Below are 20,766 nucleotides of genomic sequence, written 5' to 3'. Positions count from 1 at the left end.
GTGATACGGGTCAATCCAGGCCGCGAATGTTCTCCGCGTCGTATTGCGGCAGGCGCCAGCCGAAACGGATGGCCAGCATGCGCAGCAGGAAGCCGCTGGCGAGCGCCACCAGCGGGGCGACCTGGGTATCGACACCCAGCCACAGCAGGGCCACGTAGAGCACGCCGGTGAACAGCGCCACGGTGGCGTAGAGTTCGCGGCGCAGCACCATGGGCACCTCGGTGCACAGCATGTCGCGCAACAGGCCGCCGAAGATGCCGGTGATCACGCCGGCCAGCACCACGATGGATGGATGCGCCTCCATGCTCATCGCCACGTCGCAGCCGATCACGGTGAAGGCCACCAGGCCCAGACCGTCGACGATCAGGAAGATCTTGCGCAGATGGTGCATCTGGCGGGCGATGAAGGCGGTGACGATGGCCGCGCCGATGGTGAAGGACAGGTACTCGGGGTGCTCGATCCAGCCCACCGGATAATGCCCGAGGAGCAGGTCGCGAGCGGTGCCACCGCCCAGCGCGGTGACGGTGCCCAGCAGGCTGATGCCAAACAGGTCCATGCCGCGCCGCATGCCCATGATTGCGCCGGACATGGCTTCGGCGGTGATGGCGATCAGGTAGATGACGTACAACAGGGTGAGGGTCACGACAGGCTCCGGAACGCGCGGCTGTGAGGGGCGCGATTATCCGTGGGCGGCCAGCGAAATGAACATGGCTAAGGTTTTTTAGGGTATACAAACATTTTCTTAATCCGAGCCCTGTCATGCAGTTGGACCCTAGACAAACGCAGGCTTTCCGGGCCGTGATCGAATGCGGCAGCTTCGAGCAGGCGGCCGCGCGCCTGCACCTCACCTCGCCGGCCATTTCCCAGCGGGTGCGCGCCCTGGAAAGCACGCTGGGCACGCCGCTGGTGGTGCGCAGCCGGCCGTGCCGGCCCACCGAGCTGGGCCAGCGTCTGTTGCAGTACCTGCGTCGCGCCCAGTTGCTGGAGGCCGACCTGCTGGCCGAGCTGGCCGAGCAGAGCGATGCGCCGCTGGTGGTGGTGGCGGCGCTGAATGCCGACAGCCTGGGTACCTGGTTTTTCCCGGCGCTGGCCGAGGTGCTGATCCGCGAGCGGGTGCTGCTCGACCTGACCGTCGAGGACCAGGACTACACCTACAGCCTGCTGGAAAGCGGACTGGCCATTGGCTGCATCAGCACCGAGCCCAAGCCCATGCGCGGCTGCACGGCGAAGCCGCTGGGCATCATGCGCTACCGGCTGGTGGCCAGCGAGGCGTTCCGTCAGCGCTTTTTCGCCCACGGCCTGACCCGCGCCTCGGCGCGCCGCGCGCCGGTGGTGGCCTACACCCGCAAGGACCGTCTGCAGTCCGCCTTCCTGCTGGAACGCTTCGGCCTGCCGCCGGGCGCCTATCCGACCCACTACGTGCCGGGCGCCGAGCCGCACTACCAGGCCATCCGTTACGGGCTGGGCTACGGCATGGTGCCGGAACTGCTGATCCGCGACGCGCTGGCCAGCGGCGAGGTGCTCGACCTGACCCCGGACGCGCCGTGCGACGTGGCGCTGTACTGGCACACCTGGAAGGTGCAGTCGCCGCGCATGGAACACCTGTCGCGGCAGATCGTCGAGGCTGCGCCGCGCCTGCTGATGCAGCCAACGGACCTGTAAACGCCAAGACCTGTAGGAGCGGCTTCAGCCGCGATGCTCCTGGAGGGGCTGAAGCCGTTCCTACAAATGCAATGCAAGCAATGCCGGGTGCCGGGGTTATACCCTGCCGCTATAACCTGTGATCGTTCTGCGATATAGGCCAGAGCGGTTTGCGGCTATCATAGGCGCCCTTTTTCCTGACCCTGCGAATCGCGAAGTCATGTCCCAGCGCTATCCCACCATCGCCGAATGCATTGGCAACACGCCCCTGGTGCGCCTGCAGCGCATGCCCGGCGACACCAGCAACACGCTGCTGGTCAAGCTCGAAGGCAACAACCCGGCCGGCTCGGTGAAGGATCGCCCGGCGCTGTCGATGATCACCCGCGCCGAGCTGCGCGGCGACATCCAGCCCGGCGACACGCTGATCGAGGCCACCTCCGGCAACACCGGCATCGCCCTGGCCATGGCCGCGGCGATCAAGGGCTACCGGATGATCCTGATCATGCCGGACAACTCCAGTGCCGAGCGCAAGGCGGCCATGACCGCCTATGGCGCCGAGCTGATCCTGGTCAGCAAGGAACAAGGCATGGAGGGCGCCCGCGACCTGGCGCTGGCCATGCAGGCCCAGGGCAAGGGCAAGGTGCTCGACCAGTTCGCCAACGACGACAATCCCGAGGCGCATTACCAGACCACCGGCCCGGAAATCTGGCGGCAGACCGCCGGCACGGTGACGCATTTCGTCAGTTCCATGGGCACTACCGGCACCATCATGGGCGTGTCGCGCTACCTCAAGGAGCAGAACCCGGCCGTGCAGATCGTCGGTCTGCAGCCGATGGAAGGCTCGGCGATTCCCGGCATCCGCCGCTGGCCGCAGGAGTACCTGCCCAAGGTGTTCGACGCCAGCCGCGTCGATCGGGTGGTGGACATGTCCCAGGCCGAGGCCGAGGACTGCATGCGCCGCCTGGCCCGCGAAGAAGGCATCTTTTGCGGCGTGTCCTCCGGCGGTGCGGTGGCGGCGGCGCTGCGCCTGAGCCGCGAGGTTGAGAACGCGGTGATCGTGGCGATCATCTGCGACCGTGGCGACCGCTACCTGTCCACCGGAGTCTTCGACCCGGCGCGCTGAGTCGCCGGGTTGCGTCCGCTTCCCCACAGGAATCACACACATGGCCAAGCGCGCACCGAGTCTGCGTTTCCAGACCGGTAACGGCACCCGTTCGGCATCGCTGCCCACGGGCAAGAAACAGCAACTGCAGATCGAACGCCTGGCGCACGACGGGCGCGGCATCGGCTTCGTCGACGGGCGCAGCTGGTTCGTGGCCGGCGCGCTGCTCGGCGAGCGGGTCGAGGCGCGGGTGCTGGCCGCGCGCAGCCAGGTGGTGGAAGCGCGCGCCGAGCGCATCCTCGTCGCCGCGCCCGAGCGCCGCACGCCGCCCTGTCCGCACGCCGGCCAGTGCGGCGGCTGCACCCTGCAGCACCTGCCCCATGAGGCACAGCTGGCGCTCAAGGCGCGCACCCTCGAAGAGCAGTTGCAGCGCATCGCCGGCCTGCAGCCCGAGGAGTGGGCGGCGCCGCTGAGCGGTCCCGAATTCGGCTACCGGCGCCGCGCGCGCATCGCCGTGCGCTGGGACGCCAAGGCCCGGCGTCTGGAGGTGGGTTTCCGCGCCGCCGCCAGCCAGGCCATCGTCGCCATCGGCGACTGCCCGGTGCTGGTACAGCCTTTGCAATCGATCCTGCGCGCGCTGCCGGCGCTGCTGGCCGAGTTCGCCCGGCCGCAGGCCCTGGGCCATGTCGAACTGTTCAGCGGTACCGCGCAGGCGGTGCTGGTGCGCCATACTGCGCCGCTGGACGCGGCGGACCTCGCGCGCCTGCAGGCCTTCTGCGCCACCCACGACGCGCAGCTGTGGCTGCACGGCGCGGGCGAGCCGCAGCCGGCGAGTGAAGGCGCGGCGCTGGGTTATGCATTGCCGGACTGGCAGCTGACCCTGGCCTACCGGCCGGGGGATTTCGTGCAGGTCAACGCCCCGGTGAACGAGGCGATGATCGCCCAGGCGCTGGACTGGCTGGCGCCGGGGCGCGACGAGCGGGTACTGGATCTGTTCTGCGGACTGGGCAATTTCGCCCTGCCGCTGGCGCGCCATGCTGGCGAAGTAATAGGCGTCGAAGGTATAGCAGGCATGGTCGAGCGGGCGCGCGACAATGCCGCCGCCAACGGCCTGGACAACGTGCAGTTTCATCAGGCGGACCTGGCCCAGCCGTTGGCCGAGGCACGCTGGGCGCAGGGCGGTTTTCCCGCCGTGCTGCTCGACCCGCCGCGCGACGGCGCGCTGGAAATGGTTCGTCAGCTGGAAACCCTGGGCGCGCGCCGCGTGCTCTATGTTTCCTGCAATCCGGCCACACTGGCCCGGGACGCCGCCGAACTGGCGACCCGGGGTTACCGGCTCAGGCGAGCCGGCATGCTCGACATGTTCCCGCAGACGGCGCATGTCGAGGCCATGGCCTTGTTTGTGCGCGACCCGGCCTGAGCCGGGCCGTCATGCGTTGATCGACCGACCCCGCGAGAGGGCGGCGTGATGTAGTTGCCGGCATGCGGGGCATGCCAGAGGGGAAAGCAGAGATGGTACAGGTCAGGGCACAGCAGCCGATCAACACGGACGGAAGCGTCAACCTCAACGCCTGGCTCGAGCACATGGCGACGCTCGACCCGGGTGTGGATCGCGAGGGGTTGCAGGCTGCCTGCGAATTCGCGCGCGAAGCCGAATTGCAGGCCAAGGAAGGACAGAACCGCTGGGCCGAGAACGCGTCGAGTTTCCGCACTGGTCTGGAAATCGCCGAAATTCTCGCCGACCTCAAGCTCGATCAGGAGTCGCTGGTCGCCGCGATCATCTACCGCGCGGTGCGCGAAGGGCAGGTGCCGCTGGACAAGGTCGGCGAACGTTTCGGTTCGGTGGTGGCCAAGCTGATCGAAGGCGTGCTGCGCATGGCGGCCATCAGCGCCAGCGTGAACCCGCGCGACACCACGGTGTTCAACAGCCAGGTGCAGGTGGAAAACCTGCGCAAGATGCTGGTGGCCATGGTTGACGACGTGCGCGTGGCGCTGATCAAGCTGGCCGAGCGCACCTGCGCCATCCGTGCGGTGAAGAACGCCGACGAGGAAAAGCGTCACCGCGTGGCCCGCGAGGTGTTCGACATCTATGCGCCGCTGGCCCACCGCCTGGGCATCGGCCACATCAAGTGGGAGCTGGAGGATCTGTCCTTCCGCTACCTGGAGCCCGAGCAGTACAAGCAGATCGCCTCGCTGCTGCACGAGCGGCGCCTGGACCGCGAGCAGTACATCGCCCGGGTGATGGACCAGCTGCGCGAACGGCTGAATGCCACCGGCATCAAGGCCGACATCAGCGGGCGCGTGAAACACATCTATTCCATCTGGCGGAAGATGCAGAAGAAGGGCCTGCAGTTCAGCCAGATCTACGACGTGCGCGCGGTGCGCGTGCTGGTGCCGGAAATCCACGACTGCTACACCGCGCTGGGCATCGTGCACACCCTGTGGCGGCACATTCCCAAGGAGTTCGACGACTACATCGCCAACCCCAAGGAGAACGGCTACCGCTCGCTGCACACCGCGGTGATCGGCCCGGAGGGCAAGGTGCTGGAGGTGCAGATCCGCACCCACGCCATGCATGAGGAGGCCGAGCTGGGCGTGTGCGCCCACTGGCGCTACAAGGGCACCGACGTCAAGTCCACCTCCAGCCACTACGAGGAGAAGATCTCCTGGCTGCGTCAGGTGCTGGAATGGCACGAGGAACTGGGCGACATCGGCGGCCTGGCCGAACAGCTGCGCGTGGACATCGAACCGGATCGCGTCTACGTGTTCACCCCGGACGGCCATGCCGTGGATCTGCCCAAGGGCGCCACGCCGCTGGACTTCGCCTACCGCGTGCACACCGAGATCGGCCACAACTGCCGGGGCGCCAAGATCAACGGGCGCATCGTGCCGCTCAACTACAGCCTGCAGACCGGCGAGCAGGTGGAAATCATCACCACCAAGCAGGGCGGGGCGCCGAGCCGCGACTGGCTGAACCCCAACCTGGGCTACGTCACCACCTCGCGGGCGCGGGCCAAGATCATCCACTGGTTCAAGCTGCAGGCCCGCGAACAGAACGTGATCGCCGGCAAGACCCTGCTGGAGCGCGAGCTGGCGCGCCTGGACCTGGCCGGCGTCGACTACGACAAGCTGGTCGAGCGCACCAACCTGAAGTCGGTGGAAGACATGTTCGCCGCCCTCGGCGCCGGCGATCTGCGCCTGGCGCACCTGGTCAACCAGGCTCAGCACCTGGTCGAGCCGGAACGCGATTACGACCAGCTGGAACTGATCCCGCGCCGCGCGCCCAGTCAGGTGATCCGTCCCGGCGGGCGCGGCGACATCCAGATCCAGGGTGTCGGCAATCTGCTCACCCAGATGGCCGGCTGCTGCCAACCGCTGCCGGGCGACCCGATCGTCGGCTACATCACCCAGGGTCGTGGCGTGAGCATTCACCGCCAGGACTGCCCCTCGGTGCTGCAGCTGGAAGGCCGTGAACCGGAGCGCATCATCCAGGTCAGCTGGGGGCCGGTGCCGGTCAAGACCTACCCGGCGGAGATCGTCATCCGCGCCTACGACCGTTCCGGCCTGCTGCGCGACGTGTCGCAGCTGCTGCTCAACGAGAAGATCAATGTGCTGGCGGTCAACACCCTGAGCAACAAGGAAGACAACACCGCGCTGATGACCCTGACCGTCGAGATTCCCGGTCTGGACGCGCTGGGTCGCCTGCTGGCGCGCATGGCGCGGCTGCCGAACGTGATCGAGGCCAAGCGCCAGCGCGCCTCCTGACTGACGGGAACAGCCCATGTACCAGCTTGACGACCTGCTGCACCTGATGGCCCGCCTGCGCGACCCGCAGCGTGGTTGCCCGTGGGACCTGCGGCAGGACTTTCGCAGCATCGTGCCGCACACCCTCGAGGAAGCCTACGAAGTGGCCGACGCCATTGAGCGCGGCGACTTCGCACACCTGCCCGGCGAGCTGGGCGACCTGCTGTTCCAGGTGGTCTATTACTGCCAACTGGCCGGCGAGGAAGGGCGCTTTGGTTTCCCCGAGGTGGTGGACGCCATCACCCGCAAGCTGGTGCGTCGGCATCCGCATGTGTTCCCGGACGGCGACCTGTACGGCTCGCCCGACCTGCCGCGCCTGGACGAGGCGGCCATCAAGGAGCGCTGGGAGCAGATCAAGGCCGAGGAGCGTGCCGAGAAGGCCGCCGCGCCCGAACAGCTGTCGCTGCTGGACGATGTGCCGACCGTGCTGCCGGCGCTGAGCCGTGCCGCCAAGCTGCAGAAGCGCGCCGCGCGGGTCGGTTTCGACTGGCCGGAAGCGCTGCCGATCCTCGACAAGCTGCGCGAGGAGCAGGACGAGCTGCTGGAAGCCATGAGCACCGGCGACGAAGCGGCACTGAAGGAAGAGCTGGGCGACCTGCTGTTCACCGTGGTCAACCTGGCCCGCCACCTGGACGTGAACCCCGAGGACGCGCTGCGTGCCGCGAACCAGAAGTTCGAGCGGCGCTTCCGTTTTATCGAGCAGGCCTTGCGGGAAGCCGGCCGGCCCATCGAGAATTGCCCCCTCGCCGAGCTGGATGCGCTCTGGGGCGAGGCCAAGAAGGCCGAGAAGGATGCTTCCTGCGGTTAGTCGCCCCTTTCACGAACCGATCAACGACGAGTCGAATCATGAGTCTTTCCCTTCGCGACCAGCTGCTCAAGGCCGGGCTGGTCAACGAAAAGCAGGCCAAGCAGGCCGGCAAGCAGAAGCAGAAACAGGAACGCCTGGAGAAGAAAGGCCAGGTGGAGAAGGACGATTCGCAGCGTCAGGCGGCCCTGCAGGCGTATGCCGAGAAGCTGGCGCGCGACCAGGAGCTGAACCGTCAGCAGCAGCACAAGGCCGAACAGAAGGCCCGTGCCGCGCAGATCAAGCAGCTGATCGAGAGCAGCCGCCTGCCCAAGCTGAAGACCGAGGACTACTACAACTTCGTCGACGGCAAGAAGGTCAAGCGCCTGGCGGTCAACGACGCCCTGCGCGAGAAGCTCTCGCGCGGCTCGCTGGGCATCGTGCGCCACGACGGCGGCTACGAAATGCTGCCGCGCGACGCGGCGCTGAAGATCAGGGAGCGCGACCCGCAGCGCATCATCCTGCTCAACGAACCCACCAGTCAGGACGTCGATCCGGATGATCCGTATGCGGCGTATCAGGTGCCTGACGACCTGATGTGGTAAGGCGCTGGTGAGATCGCCAGGGCGCGCCTTGCGGCGCGCTTGGTGGATCGGTAAGGCGTGATCCACCCTACGTTCTGTCGGGCACCTTGTGGGGCCGGGTTTATCCCGGCCAACGGAGGTGAGGACGAAACGACCGTGTGGTATTCGACTCCGCTGGCCGGCGTAAAGCCGGCCCCACAGGGCGGACAACGTTGCTCTTGTCCATATCGCGCCGGTACGGCGCGCCCCCTCTCCCCCAGCCCCTCTCCCGCAAGGGGCGAGGGGGGAACACGGCGCCGTGCAGATTGCTCCCTCTCCCCTCGCGGGAGAGGGCCGGGGAGAGGGGGCTCCGCCTGCAATTCAGCGCCCCTTCACCGCCTCGCCATTCACCTCGCCGCTTTTCAGCATGATCTGGTACTCCTTGCCGTCGTTCTCGCGCTGGTGCAGGCGCACCAGCAGGTAGTTCCAGCTCGGTGCGAACCACAGGGTGGTCTGGCGGCGGCTCTGCCCCGGGTCGCGCACCCGCTCGACCTTCAGCGCGCGGATCAGCCCGGCGCGGGTGCGCACGTTCTCCTCGCCGAGCACGCGAAAGTCGTAGGTTTCCACCTCGGTTTCATCCAGCACCTGATAGGTCATGCTGGTCTTGCCGCGCGCCACGTCCTGCTGCAGGGCCAACTGATAGGTGGAACGGTCCAGCAGGCCGCGGTGCAGCGGCACGCGATAGGCCTTGCCCTTGCGCATGCCGAGGATCTGCCGGGTGCTCCAGTCGAAGTCCTGCTCCACCTTGCGGGTCGAACCCATGCCGCTGCGGGAGTACTGGTAGCTCACCGGCACCAGGGCGCCCTGTTCGACGCGGAAGCGGCTGCGTTCGGAGAGGCGGGCCACCAGCATGGCGGCCTCGAAGCGCAGTTCCCAGCCGCCATTGCGCAGGGGCTTCAGGCTGCGCTCGGCGGTGCCGGCGAACGGCGCGTTCTTGAAATCGGCGGTGTAGCTGGCGGAGAAGGGTTGCAGCTCGAAGGCATGCGCGGCGGGCACGAGCAGAGCGGCGAGCAGCAGAAGGGTGCGAACCATCGAAATCTCCCAGGATAGGTTCCGGCCGCCATCGGCTGGAACGCGCCTCAGGAGCGGATCAGCCTGCCGGTCGGGAGCAATGACTCGCCATCCAGCATTGCCCCGTCGCCTTCCAGTCGCAAGCGACCTTCCGCGAACCAGCGCACAGCCAGCGGATAGATGCGGTGTTCCAGACCGTGGACGCGCAGGGCCAGGCTTTCCGGCGTGTCGCCCGGCAACACGGCGGTAGCGGCCTGTACGACCAGCGCGCCGCCGTCGAGTTCCTCGGTGACGAAGTGCACGCTGCAGCCGTGCTCGGCATCGCCGGCTTCCAGCGCGCGCTTGTGGGTGTCCAGCCCCTTGTACTTGGGCAGCAGCGAGGGATGGATGTTGAACATGCGGCCATGGTAGTGGCGCACGAACGCGGGAGTGAGGATGCGCATGAAGCCGGCCAGGACCACCAGGTCCGGGGCGTAGGCATCGATGGCTTCCTGCAGGGCGGCATCGAACGCCTCGCGGCTGGCGAAGGCCTTGTGATCCAGCACCTGGGTGGGAATGCCGGCGTTGGCGGCGCGCACCAGGCCGTAGGCATCGGCGCGGTTGGAAATCACCGCGCAGATGCGCGCCGGGGTATCCCCGGCGGCCAGGTCGTCGATCAGCGCCTGCAGGTTGCTGCCGCTGCCGGAAATCAGCACCACGACATTGCAGGGTGTGCTCATCAGTGCTGCTTCAGGTTGTTCAGGACGACGCGCGGGGCGCTCTCGGCGGCGCTGTCGATACGGCCGATCACGAAGGGCTGCTCACCGCTGGCCTTCAGGTTGGCCAGGGCGGCATCGACCTGGTCCTGGGCCACGCAGATCACCATGCCCACGCCGCAGTTCAACACGCGGTGCATCTCCACTTCGTCCACGTTGCCGTGCTGCTGCAGCCAGTCGAACACCGCCGGGCGGATCCAGCTGGCCACGTCGATGACCGCCTGGGTGCCTTCCGGCAGCACACGCGGGATGTTTTCCAGCAGGCCGCCGCCGGTGATGTGGGCCATGGCCTTCACCGCGCCGGTGTCCTTGATCAGCTTGAGCAGCGGCTTGACGTAGATGCGGGTCGGGGCCATCAGCAGGTCGGCCAGCGGCTTGCCATCCAGCTGGATCTGTTCGATGTCGGCGCCGGCGACTTCGATGATCTTGCGGATCAGCGAATAGCCGTTGGAGTGCGGGCCGGAGGAGGGCAGGGCGATCAGCGCGTCGCCGGCGGCCACCTTCGAGCCGTCGATGATCTCGGACTTCTCCACCACGCCGACGCAGAAGCCGGCCAGGTCGTAGTCCTCGCCCTCGTACATGCCGGGCATCTCGGCGGTTTCACCGCCGACCAGCGAGCAGCCGGCCAGTTCGCAGCCGGCACCGATGCCGGTGACCACGGTGGCGGCCACGTCCACGTTCAGCTTGCCGGTGGCGTAGTAGTCGAGGAAGAACAGCGGCTCGGCGCCGCACACCACCAGGTCGTTGACGCACATGGCGACCAGATCCTGGCCGATGCTGTCGTGCTTGTTCAGGTTCAGCGCCAGGCGCAGCTTGGTGCCCACGCCGTCGGTGCCGGAAACCAGCACCGGCTGCCGGTAGCCGGCCGGGATTTCGCACAGGGCGCCGAAGCCACCCAGGCCGCCCATCACTTCAGGACGAGCGGTGCGTTTGGCCACGCCCTTGATGCGTTCGACCAGCGCTTCGCCTGCGTCGATGTCGACACCGGCGTCCTTGTAGCTAATGGAGGGTTGCTTGCTCATAAAATCCGGGCCTTCTGGGGGAGAGTGCGGGGGAGGCGACCGGCCATCGGGGGCGGTCCGGGAAGGCGCGCGATTTTAGCAGGCTTGCCGGGCAGCGACTATCCTGAGCCGTCGCGGTTGCCGCTGGTCGAGCGGCTGTTTAAGGTATGGAACTTTCCAGCTCATGGCCTTTGGCCTTCTCGGGGAACCCCACATGCGTGTCATCGCCCGTCTGCTTGCCCTGTGCAGTCTGTCCCTGCTGAGTCTGAACGCGCTCGCCGCGCCGGTTCCCGGTCTCTACCAGGTTCGCGAAACCGTGGGCAGCCAGCAGGCGGCCGAACGCGAGCTGGCCCTGCAACAAGCCCTGGATACCCTGGTGCTGCGCTTGACCGGCGACCCGCAAGCCAGCTCGCGCCCGGAGCTGCTGGCGCTGCGCGAAGCGCCCCAGCGCCTGGTCAGCCGCTACGTTTACGACGGCAACAGTCTGGTGGTCGACTTCGACCCCGCAACCACCGGCGCGGCGCTGCGCGAGGCCGGCCTGTCGCTGTGGGGCGCCGACCGACCCGAGCTGCTGGTGTGGTGGATGACCGAAACCCCGGACGGTGCGCAGCTGGTCGGCGACGCCCAGGAAAGCGCCAAATGGCTGCAGAGCGCGGCGCGCCACCGTGGCCTGCCGCTGCGCCTGCCGCTGGCCGACCTGACCGAACAGATGCTGATCACCCCCAATGTACTGATGGCCCGCGACGCCCAGGAGCTGCGCAAGGTATCCGTGCGCTACGGCGTGGACGCCCTGCTGGCCGTGCAGGCCAAACCGGCCCGGGGCAACTGGCAGGGCCACTGGCAGGTGTGGATGGGCAAGGACCTGCTGCAGGGCGAGGCCACCGGCAACAGTCTGGCCGCGCTCAGCGATGCGGTGATGCTCGCCGTACAGCAGACCCTGGCGCCGCGTTTCGTGATGCGTCCCGAAGCGGGCGCGGCGGTGACCCTGGTGGTCGATCACGCCGACCTGCTGCGCTATGCCGAACTGGAGCGCCTGCTCGAGCCCTTCCAGCCGCGCCTGCGCAAGGTTGAGGGCGCGCGTCTGACCTACCGCCTGCAGGCCAGCCCTGACCAGCTGCGCGCCCAGCTCGCCCTGCTGCGCCTGCGTGAAGTGCCGCCGCCGGTGCGCCTGGCGAGCGATCCCGCGCAGCCCGGTGCCTCCCTGGCCCAGGCGTATAGCGACAACGCGCTCTACTTCCAATAGGGCCGGCCTGGCTAAGTATTTGATTTTCTTTGATCTGCCCGCGCATTGTGTGGGTCGTCGCCGCAGGGATACACTGGCCGCGTTTTTTCGACCGAGTGCCTTGCTGCAGCGGCCTGCATGAAACCAGTCCAGCTTCCCCTGGGTGTGCGTCTGCGTGACGACGCCACCTTCGCCAACTACTACCCCGGCGCGAACGCGGCGGCCCTCGGCTATGTCGAGCGCCTGTGTGACGCCGACGCGGGTTGGGCGGAGAACCTCATCTACCTGTGGGGTAATGACGGCGTCGGGCGCAGCCACCTGCTGCAGGCCGCCTGCCTGCGCTTCGAGCAGCACGGCGAGCCGGCGCTCTACCTGCCGCTGGGCGAAGTCGTGACGCTGGGCCCGGAACTGCTGGACAACCTCGAACAGTACGAACTGGTCTGCCTCGACGACCTGGACGCCATCGCCGGCCGGGCCGACTGGGAAGAAGCCCTGTTCCACCTGTTCAATCGCCTGCGCGACGCCGGCCGACGCCTGCTGCTGGCCGCCAGCGCCTCGCCCCGCGAGCTAGGCATCCAACTGCCCGACCTGCAATCGCGCCTGTCGCTGTCGCTGGTGTTCCAGCTGCAGGAACTCTCCGACGAAGACAAGCTGCGCGCCCTGCAACTGCGCGCCTCGCGCCGCGGCCTGCACCTCACCGACGAGGTCGGCCGCTTCATCCTCACCCGCGGCGCGCGCAGCATGAGCGCCCTGTTCGACCTCCTCGAACAACTCGACCAGGCCTCCCTGCAGGCCCAGCGCAAGCTGACCATCCCGTTCCTCAAGGAAACGCTCGGCTGGTAAACAGCCCCTAAGCCCCACAGCCACCCCCTCCCCGTGGGAGCGAACTTGTTCGCGAGCTTTAGCCTCGGCGCCCACCCAGCCACAAGCCATCACTCCAGTCCTTGGCTCTACTGGCACATCGCCTTATGCTGCCCAGCAAATCGGCGCGCCTGCGCCTGCCCACGAGAACGGAATCTCCATCATCAGGGGAGGGCGGTAGCGTGCCCGCCCATTCAGCCCAGCGGACTGCGCACCCCGGCAAACCCTTGCCCCAGCACATGGGTGTAGATCTGCGTGGTACGCACATCGGCGTGACCAAGCAGGGTCTGCACCGTACGGATATCGCTGCCGCGCAACAGCAGCTCGGTCGCGAAGGTATGGCGGAAGGTGTGGCAACTGGCCGGTTTGCGTACCGAGGAACGGCGCACCGCCAGCTTCACGGCCTTCTGCACCGAAGACTCATGGATATGGTGCCGCACGGCCGTGCCGGTCGCGTCCTGGCACAGGTTGGCGGATGGGAAGAGCCATTGCCATTCGAACGCGCGCGGCGCGCCGGGATACTTTCGTGCCAGGGCAAAGGGCAGGCTGAAGCCCGCCTGATAGAAGGGATCGCCACGCTGCCACGCCTGCAGCATCCGCTGCTTGCGCTCCGCCAGCGGTTCGATCAGCGAGGCCGGGAGCAGGGTGGTGCGGTCCTTGGCCCCCTTGCCGTCGCGAACGGTGATGATCTGCCGATCGAAATCCACATCCTTGATGCGCAGGCGCGTGGCCTCCACCACGCGAAGCCCGGCGCCGTACATCAACGAAGCCAGCAGGCGATGCGGCTGACCCAGCAGGCCGATGATCTCCGTGGCCTCCGCATGGGTCAGCACCGGAGGAAGCCGCGCAGGCCGTTTGACGCGCACCACCTCGCCAATCTCACCGAGCGGCTGCAGCAGCACCTTCGCATACAGGAACACCAGCGCATTCAGCGCCAGGTTCTGCGTCGCCGCCGCCACCTGACGGTGCGTGGCCAGCCAGCTGAGAAAGGCATTGACCTCCAGCGGGCCCATCTCGCGCGGATGGCGCATGCGGTGGAAACGGATGAAAAAGCGAATCCAGTACCAGTAGGTGCGCTCCGTGCGAATGCTGTAGTGGTGCAGGCGCATCACCGCCTCGAACTGTTCGCGAAGGCGGGGCTGGGGAGCAGGGCTGTCCATGTCGGCTCCAGAGGGGCTGTATTTATGTACAGTGGTTTAGGCGAGGGTTAGACGGCAGTCAAGCGAATACGGGGTGGCGGGTGAGGGCGAAGGCAACTGATTGATTTAAAAGGGGATCGTCCTTTTGCGGGGAGGATCGAATGCGGAGTTATACGGAATCCACTGTTATTCGTTAGCATGGATTCCATCTAATCACTGTTACGTGTCCTCATAAATTGGAGAGCCAGGATGAACCCTGATAAATACAACAGAAGTGTAAGGCTGCTATGCCCGACATGTGGATGTTCTGATTTTTCATATGATGAAGGGGTAGACGAAACTATTCAGATAATGACCTGCGCCTCATGCGAGCGAGAGTTCAGTAAAGAAGAGCTAATTCAAGAGAATAGTGAAAACATTGATGAGCATCTTTCTGAAATCAAAAAAGAAGTTACAAAAGATATCGCTGATGAGCTTCGCAAGTCTTTAAAAAAGGCATTTTCCGGTAGCAAAAATATCAGGATTAAATAATGCCAGTGGCCATTGATGCGGGCGACATTATTGCTGGTTTGGCATTTCTCTTATCGAGTTATGCAACGTGGCAAACGGTCAGCTTCAACAAGAAGCAGAAATCACTCGTTGAAAGCCAAGAGAAGCTAAATAATCTTCTCTTGGAAAAAGAAAATGAGGATTCATTAAAAGAAAAAAGAGCCGACCTTGGAGCATCTTTCATCAAACTAGGTAGCAGTAAATATCGTTTAAAGATATGGAATAAAGGCTCATCAACTGCAAGAAACGTGAAAATAGAGTTCCCCGAGGGAAATGATGTGGTAATTGATTCTGAAGTCGCTGATAAATTCCCAATGGAAAGCTTGGAAAGGCATCAGTCAGTCGAACTTATCGCAGCAGTTCACATGCAGACAAAACGTAAACACGTCGTTCGGCTAATTTGGGAAGACGATGCTCAATCTCACAATGAAAAGTTGTCTTATCCAACACTCTAAACACGTAACAAGCGCATGTTGTCGGACTGGTTTTCCGCTGCGCTCCAAACCAGCCGCAAATGCGGGCGTTAGGTTCCAGCATGACATGGATGACTAAATACACATTGGTAGTAATTCCCCCAGTCCTACTTTTCATCTTCTGGAAGCTGGGCGTTTTTTCCTATCATTACTTCAACTGCCAAGGAAATATTAAAGACCTCGCCCCGTGTTCGGCAGGTGGCGTTGATCTGCTACCATGGCTAGCCTTCGGCATGTTCTGGAGTCCAATCCTATTTTGGCTATCGCTACCTATCTCTGCATTCTTCTTGATAGATACCGGAGCAAAACACATTGGTTCAAAGCGGGGCGTGCAATGAAACCTAACAATGCGCTCAAATCGCTCACTTCGTTCGCTGGGACAGGCTGAAGCCTGCCCCTTAGCTTAATCGTTGAGGCTGTAGAAAAACCTACTGCCAGCCTTTTCAGCGACTGATACGCTCGCACCCATTCAAATCGCAGGGAGGCGCAGGGTGATGCCTCGGTTCAAGACCGTTCACAAGGGACTCAAGCTTCTGCCCATCGACTTCGACAAGCAGCTGCTGCCCGGCACGTTCGAGCACGCCCTGTGTTATCTGGTCGATCACGAACTGGACCTGTCCGACTTCCACGCGCGTTACCGCAACAGCCTAGAAGGCGCCCCCGCCTACGATCCAGCGGTACTCCTGAAAATCGTCCTGCTGGCCTACAGCCGCGGCATCATCAGCAGCCGCCAGATGGAGGCCGCCTGCCGCGACCATGTGCTGTTCATGGCCGTCTCCGGCGACAGCCAGCCGCACTTCACCACGCTGGCCCAGTTCGTCTCCAGCATGGGCGAGCTGGCCGCCAAGCTGTTTGCCCAGGTACTCGCGGTCTGTGACCGTCAGGGCCTGATCGGGCGGGAGATGTTCGCCATCGACGGGGTCAAGCTGCCGAGCAACGCCAGCAAGTCGCGCAGCGGCACCCGCGCCGACTTCCTGCGCCAGGCCGAGAAGATGGAAAAGGCGGCGCAGGCGATGATCGAACGCCAGCGCCAGTGCGACAAGCAACCCGAGGACGAGGCCCAGCGTTCCGCGCGCCGGCTTGAGCGTCTGCAGGCCGATGCCCGTCAGCTGCGCGCCTGGCTCAACGAGCACCCCGAGGATCGCAAAGGCGCCAAGGGACGGATCAACCTGTCCAACCGCACCGATAACGAATCGGCCAAGATGGCCACCGGCAAGGGCGTGATCCAGGGCTACACCGGTGTCGCCGCCGTGGACGAGAAGGCGCAGATCATCGTCGACGCCCAGGCACATGGCACCGGCTCGGAACAGGCGCTGCTCGAACCCGTCATCGACGCCACGCACGCGCTGCGCGGCGCCGACACCTGCTACACCGCCGATGCCGGCTACCACAGCCGCCAGGCGCTGGAACATCTGGAGGCTGCGGGCATTACCGCCTTCATCCCCGACAACGGCTACCGCAAGCGCGACCCGCGCTACGCCGGCCAGGAACACCACACCGCAAAGCCCGACCCGCTCTGGGACAAGCGTCCGAAGCGGGTCAGCAGCCGCTGCTACACCCCGGCCGACTTCCACTTCGATGCCCAGCACAAGACCTGCATCTGCCCGGCGGGCAAGCAGCTGTATGGCAACGGCAGCCACTGCCTGATCAAGGGCCAGCCGGCGATCAAGTTCAAGGGCGCGCTGCGCGACTGCCTCAGTTGCCTGCAACGCAAGCGGTGCCTGCGCACACCGGAAAAGACTGCTGCGCGCCAGGTGGCGTTCTTCCTGCCGAAGACCGAGCGGGACGATGCCCTGACGCGTATGCGCCGCCGCATCGACAGCGACGCCGGCCGCACGATGATCACCCGCCGCTTTGCGACCGTGGAGCCAGTGTTCGGCAACCTGCGCCACAACAAGCGTCTGGATCGCTTCAGCCTGCGCGGACGACAGAAAGTCGATGGGCAATGGAAGCTCTACTGCATGACGCACAACATCGAGAAACTGGCCAATCGCGGAGCCTGGACATGAGCCAGAACCCTCAGAGAATGCCCTTGATGCGCTCCAGCGACTCGATTTCGGCTACCGGCCGGTCCACACAACATAAACAACCCCAGAAAAACCATGCCCCGATCCTTGGTCAGTCACTTGGAAAAAGTGCCGCGAGCGCCGAAGGGGCGGGTGTTTTTTGGGTTTTTCTACACCTTCGTTAGGGTGCAAAGGGAGGGATAGGAGTGGCCAACGTCGGAAAGCTGTGGGCTGGCCGGGTTTACGGAACCAATACCGGCAATCTCTTTATAGAGTTTGAAAAGCAGGGGCCTGATGTAGGCGGGACGCTTCGGTTCATGGATAACGCGTTCGGCCTTGCCGTTTACGAAATCCAAGGAACCTTCGACGAAGAGACGCTACGAGCTACCGGAGAACCAGCGAAGGACGCCGAAGGCGTTGAACTTGGCGATCTTGCGATCGAGGCCAAGCTAACACCTGAAGGAAACCTGCGAGGCACGTGGACCACCGCTCTTGGGACCGGGGGAACATTCGAAGCATTTCCTCACGATATCGCTGTAAAAGCACCACAGGCGAGAACGGGCGCTGGAGTACCTGAACAGCTATATACAAGAAACATCTCGCTTGGCGCGGTGCGTTTATTTTCAGAGGACGTGACACAGCTTCTTCAGCATATGCAGCAGGACTTTGTGAGTGGCAGATTGATTGTCACGTTCAATGCCCGAGGAAGTGAAGTGACCAAGTATGCCGAAGATTTTCTTCAAGACACCAAGTCTCTGGGGCCTTTGAAATATCTGAAAGTAGTGATCCAAGAGCCAGAGGCACACGGAATAAATCGGCTTGTCGTAGTAGAACTAAACGCTTTTGGGGCCAATGAAGTCCGCGTTCAAGGCGTCCAGGAATCCTGGGTTATTGGAAAGGCCGAATCCGTCGCAGCCCTAATCAAGAGAAATCAAAGTACTTTAATTACGACATACAAGAAGTTTGGCCTGAACTTAAATCAGGCAATTTTCGTTGCGATGTTGGTGGTAATGCCTAGCATCACGAAATGGACCGAGCGGGCCCTATTCGCTATCGCTGTCTTCGCTCTATTGGCTGCGCTTCTTTGGTTGCACGCAAAGTTTATTCCCAATGCCACCGTGCAAATGGAAGTGGAAAGGCCGTCATTTTTTGCCAGAGTCTGGCCAACGTTATTGTCTTGGTTTGTCGCTGCAACAGCATCGCTAGTTGCGGCACTGGTGTTCTATTGGCTCACGACAAATGCACCCTAACAAGCGCGTCAACCCGGACAGCGAAAAGCGGCGCCGCTGCGTTTTGCCACTTTTCGCTGCCGGTTACGCGCAGCGTTAGCCTCCATATCAAGGATCGAGAATGAAGATAGAGTCAGTACGAATACAGAACTTCCGAACTTTCAAGGACGAAACAATATTCTTTGATAATTACAGCTGTTTCGTTGGGCCAAATGGTTCCGGCAAATCCACGGTAATGAATGCACTTAACGTATTCTTCCGTCAGTACAAGGACAGTAAAACTGATTTAAGCAAGCTTTCGATTGACGATTTTCACCATAAAAATGTGAAGGAACCAATCTCAATAACGGTCACATTTAAAGACCTATCTGATCAGGCTAAACAGGATCTTTCTGATTATGTTCGGCAAGAACGTTTAGTTGTCACAGCCAAGGCAGAGTTTGACGAAGGCACTGAAAGAGCAGAAGTGAAGCAATTTGGTAACCGCCTTGGAATGAGTGAATTCAAAGTATGGTTCGAAGCTGAAAAGGCTAAACAATCTGCCTCCGAATTAAAGCAAATTTTCGCAGATTTACAGTCAAAATGGCCGGATATCAAAAAAGCTACCGCAAAAGCCGATATGGCTAGTTCACTTAATGAGTTTGAATCATCGCACCCTGAGAAATGTAATTTAATTCCAAGTGAAGATCAGTTCTATGGTGTATCTAAAGGGGCTAACCGACTTGCGCCTCACTTGCAATGGGTTTTTGTGTCAGCATCTAAGGATTTTTCTGAAGAGGCGGAGGAAAGTAAGAACTCAGCTCTTGGACAACTGCTTTCAAGAGCAATTCGGGCAAAAGTTAACTTCTCAGAAAAAGTATCAGGCCTTAGAGATGGTTTAAGGAAAAGCTATCAAGCAATGCTGGAGGAGGAACAGAGTGTCCTTTCGACTATTTCTGAATCTCTGGAAAGTAAGTTAAAGCTGTGGTCAAATCCTAGTGCAACGGCAAAGGTTCTTTGGAAGAATGATGCAGAAAAATCAATCAAGATAGAAGAGCCGCTTGCCCATATTCAAATAGGTGAGAAGGGATTCGAAAGTGAGCTGGCTCGCTTTGGTCATGGCATGCAAAGATCATATCTTCTGACCCTTTTACAAGAGCTAGCTGATATAGATGATGGGAATGCGCCGACCCTTGTGATGGCAATTGAAGAACCTGAACTATATCAACACCCTCCACAAGCACGTTACTTGTCTGAGGTTTTGCAAGATTTAGCCAATGAAAATTCACAAATAATTGTTTGTTCACATAGTCCGTACTTTATCCCGGGGGATGACTTTCACAACGTTCGTTTGGTGAAGGAGTTAGGTTCTCCATCCTGCTCAAATGTTACTTCGCTAACTTATGCTGAACTGGCAAAGGAACTTACCGATGCTGGTGAAAAGGCGGTTAAAGAAACGGGAATGATTGCAAAGCTATACCCTACTTTACGGCCAGAAATCAGCGAAATGTTTTTTAGTCGAAAGCTAATCTTGGTTGAAGGTATAGAGGATGTTGCCTATTTAACCTCCTACATTCAGCTTATGGGTAGGCTCTCAGATTTTAGACGTTCTGGTTATCACATTATTCCTGTGGGTGGAAAAAATGAATTGCTAAAGCCTTTGGCTATAGCAAAGTTATTGAAAATTGAAGTATTCGTCGTCTGTGACGCTGATACAGACAAAACGAGAGAAGATGAAGTCAATAAGCATAAAAAAGATAATGCGGCAATCTTATACTTGTTAGGTCACGATGCATCAGAAAACTGGCCTCAAGCAGATATTAGAAAGCCTAACTTGAGAATGTGGAAGACAAATATCACGAATACTGTCGGCCCAGAGTTTGGTGAGAACTGGAAGACGCATGAAGATCAAGCTGCTTTATATTATGGGAATGCAGGTGGATTAAAGAAAAATCCTCTAGCTGTTTCTCGCGCACTGGAATCTGCATGGAATGCAGGCTTAAAGTCCACAACGTTACAGGAGTTAGTTGATAGTCTTCTTTCTCCAAAACTACTAGAAGCTAACAAGTAAATGCAGCCGACTGCAGACGCAGCGGCTGATTGAGACGTTAGCCGTGACGAAGAGAACTGTGAACGCCGAAGCATTCGCGAAAGCATGGAAAGACGAAATGGGCGTCTACCTAAACGACGAGTATCTGACCATGAAGGCTTCAATGCTAGGTCTAAGCGATTCAGATATTCAGCGCTTTAAGCCTATGATCGAAGAGGTTCTTGGTGACGCATTCTATACGTTGCTCTTAGGTCTTGATGGGGCGGCTAGCATAGGTGGAATTCAAGTTGATTACGAAATAAAGAATGAATCCGGCGAGCTCATAGTTGGAGGTAAAGGGGATTTAGAAGCTATCGCTTGGAGGTTGTTTAGAAGTGAGCATGGCTAACAAGACGCTTAAGGAAACTCTGAAAAAGACTCCCTGATTTGGCAAAATCCGTCGACTTCACCCGCCCGAGCTTTCCGATGAAGCAGATGACCTTCGCCGACGCCGAGTACGCCGGCAAGCGCAAGCAGACCCGCAAGGAGCTGTTCCTG

Annotated in this window: 19 protein-coding genes; 14 read left to right on the top strand and 5 right to left on the bottom strand. The window is 61.7% G+C overall.

The window, feature by feature from the left end; genetic code table 11:
- Nucleotides 1-10: 10 nt before the first annotated feature.
- A complete protein-coding gene (locus VL129_RS02530) occupies nucleotides 11-643 on the bottom strand; it encodes a trimeric intracellular cation channel family protein (RefSeq protein WP_325409738.1) in 633 nt (210 codons plus the stop codon).
- 116 nt (nucleotides 644-759) lie between these two features.
- Between VL129_RS02530 and VL129_RS02525 the strand changes: the two genes are divergently transcribed.
- The 6 genes from VL129_RS02525 (at nucleotide 760) to VL129_RS02500 (ending at nucleotide 7,936) form a co-directional block, all read left to right on the top strand.
- Entirely contained in the window at nucleotides 760-1,662 is a 903-nt protein-coding gene (locus VL129_RS02525) for an HTH-type transcriptional regulator ArgP (protein ID WP_325409736.1), read from the top strand.
- Between the two features lie 199 nt (nucleotides 1,663-1,861).
- Nucleotides 1,862-2,764, top strand: coding sequence for a cysteine synthase CysM (gene cysM / locus VL129_RS02520; RefSeq protein WP_325409734.1), 903 nt, complete (start codon nucleotides 1,862-1,864; stop codon nucleotides 2,762-2,764).
- A gap of 40 nt (nucleotides 2,765-2,804) precedes the next feature.
- On the top strand, nucleotides 2,805-4,163 hold the full coding sequence (rlmD, locus tag VL129_RS02515; RefSeq protein ID WP_325409732.1) for a 23S rRNA (uracil(1939)-C(5))-methyltransferase RlmD: 1,359 nt from the start codon (nucleotides 2,805-2,807) through the stop codon (nucleotides 4,161-4,163).
- 92 nt (nucleotides 4,164-4,255) lie between these two features.
- Nucleotides 4,256-6,508: a GTP diphosphokinase gene (relA, locus tag VL129_RS02510; protein ID WP_325409730.1), complete on the top strand. Its 2,253-nt coding sequence runs from the start codon at nucleotides 4,256-4,258 to the stop codon at nucleotides 6,506-6,508.
- A gap of 16 nt (nucleotides 6,509-6,524) precedes the next feature.
- Nucleotides 6,525-7,355 carry a nucleoside triphosphate pyrophosphohydrolase gene (gene mazG, locus VL129_RS02505; RefSeq protein WP_325409728.1) on the top strand — a complete coding sequence of 277 codons (831 nt, stop codon included), beginning with the start codon at nucleotides 6,525-6,527 and terminating at the stop codon, nucleotides 7,353-7,355.
- Between the two features lie 38 nt (nucleotides 7,356-7,393).
- Complete coding sequence (locus tag VL129_RS02500) at nucleotides 7,394-7,936, top strand: DUF2058 domain-containing protein (protein WP_325409726.1); 543 nt, start codon at nucleotides 7,394-7,396, stop codon at nucleotides 7,934-7,936.
- A gap of 339 nt (nucleotides 7,937-8,275) precedes the next feature.
- Here the strand turns inward: VL129_RS02500 and VL129_RS02495 are convergent, their stop codons facing one another.
- From VL129_RS02495 to purM, 3 genes are read right to left on the bottom strand one after another with little or no spacing between them, the layout of a single operon-like run.
- On the bottom strand, nucleotides 8,276-8,986 hold the full coding sequence (locus VL129_RS02495) for a DUF3108 domain-containing protein (protein ID WP_325409724.1): 711 nt from the start codon (nucleotides 8,984-8,986) through the stop codon (nucleotides 8,276-8,278).
- A 47-nt stretch (nucleotides 8,987-9,033) separates the two neighbouring features.
- A complete protein-coding gene (gene purN / locus VL129_RS02490; RefSeq protein ID WP_325409722.1) occupies nucleotides 9,034-9,684 on the bottom strand; it encodes a phosphoribosylglycinamide formyltransferase in 651 nt (216 codons plus the stop codon).
- Complete coding sequence (gene purM, locus VL129_RS02485; RefSeq protein WP_325409720.1) at nucleotides 9,684-10,742, bottom strand: phosphoribosylformylglycinamidine cyclo-ligase; 1,059 nt, start codon at nucleotides 10,740-10,742, stop codon at nucleotides 9,684-9,686. The genes purN and purM overlap by 1 nt, the downstream gene beginning before the upstream one ends.
- A gap of 193 nt (nucleotides 10,743-10,935) precedes the next feature.
- Here purM and VL129_RS02480 point away from each other — a divergent pair, with 193 nt between their 5' ends.
- A complete protein-coding gene (locus tag VL129_RS02480; protein ID WP_325409718.1) occupies nucleotides 10,936-11,964 on the top strand; it encodes a DUF2066 domain-containing protein in 1,029 nt (342 codons plus the stop codon).
- 117 nt (nucleotides 11,965-12,081) lie between these two features.
- Nucleotides 12,082-12,786: a DnaA regulatory inactivator Hda gene (gene hda, locus VL129_RS02475; RefSeq protein ID WP_325409716.1), complete on the top strand. Its 705-nt coding sequence runs from the start codon at nucleotides 12,082-12,084 to the stop codon at nucleotides 12,784-12,786.
- A 212-nt stretch (nucleotides 12,787-12,998) separates the two neighbouring features.
- Here the strand turns inward: hda and VL129_RS02470 are convergent, their stop codons facing one another.
- Complete coding sequence (locus VL129_RS02470; RefSeq protein ID WP_325409715.1) at nucleotides 12,999-13,964, bottom strand: integron integrase; 966 nt, start codon at nucleotides 13,962-13,964, stop codon at nucleotides 12,999-13,001.
- Nucleotides 13,965-14,192: 228 nt separating this feature from the next.
- Between VL129_RS02470 and VL129_RS02465 the strand changes: the two genes are divergently transcribed.
- From VL129_RS02465 to VL129_RS02440, 6 genes are all read left to right on the top strand, one after another.
- The gene (locus VL129_RS02465; RefSeq protein ID WP_325409713.1) at nucleotides 14,193-14,474 is read left to right on the top strand and encodes an ECs_2282 family putative zinc-binding protein; all 282 of its coding nucleotides are present in this window, start codon (nucleotides 14,193-14,195) and stop codon (nucleotides 14,472-14,474) included.
- A complete protein-coding gene (locus VL129_RS02460) occupies nucleotides 14,474-14,947 on the top strand; it encodes a hypothetical protein (RefSeq protein WP_325409711.1) in 474 nt (157 codons plus the stop codon). The genes VL129_RS02465 and VL129_RS02460 overlap by 1 nt, the downstream gene beginning before the upstream one ends.
- Nucleotides 14,948-15,459: 512 nt before the next feature.
- Nucleotides 15,460-16,974 (top strand): transposase, encoded by a 1,515-nt coding sequence (locus VL129_RS02455; protein WP_325409709.1) that lies wholly within the window; start codon nucleotides 15,460-15,462, stop codon nucleotides 16,972-16,974.
- 203 nt (nucleotides 16,975-17,177) lie between these two features.
- Nucleotides 17,178-18,221, top strand: a complete 1,044-nt coding sequence (locus tag VL129_RS02450) for a hypothetical protein (RefSeq protein WP_325409707.1) — start codon at nucleotides 17,178-17,180, stop codon at nucleotides 18,219-18,221.
- 100 nt (nucleotides 18,222-18,321) lie between these two features.
- A complete protein-coding gene (locus VL129_RS02445; RefSeq protein WP_325409705.1) occupies nucleotides 18,322-20,250 on the top strand; it encodes an AAA family ATPase in 1,929 nt (642 codons plus the stop codon).
- Nucleotides 20,251-20,308: 58 nt separating this feature from the next.
- Nucleotides 20,309-20,617 (top strand): hypothetical protein, encoded by a 309-nt coding sequence (locus VL129_RS02440; RefSeq protein WP_325409703.1) that lies wholly within the window; start codon nucleotides 20,309-20,311, stop codon nucleotides 20,615-20,617.
- Nucleotides 20,618-20,766: the final 149 nt, after the last annotated feature.

Source organism: Pseudomonas sp., from assembly GCF_035497915.1.
Taxonomy (GTDB): Bacteria; Pseudomonadota; Gammaproteobacteria; order Pseudomonadales; family Pseudomonadaceae; genus Serpens.
The sequence above is the reverse complement of the archived record's forward strand: the minus strand, read 5'-3'. Positions and strand labels throughout refer to the sequence as shown.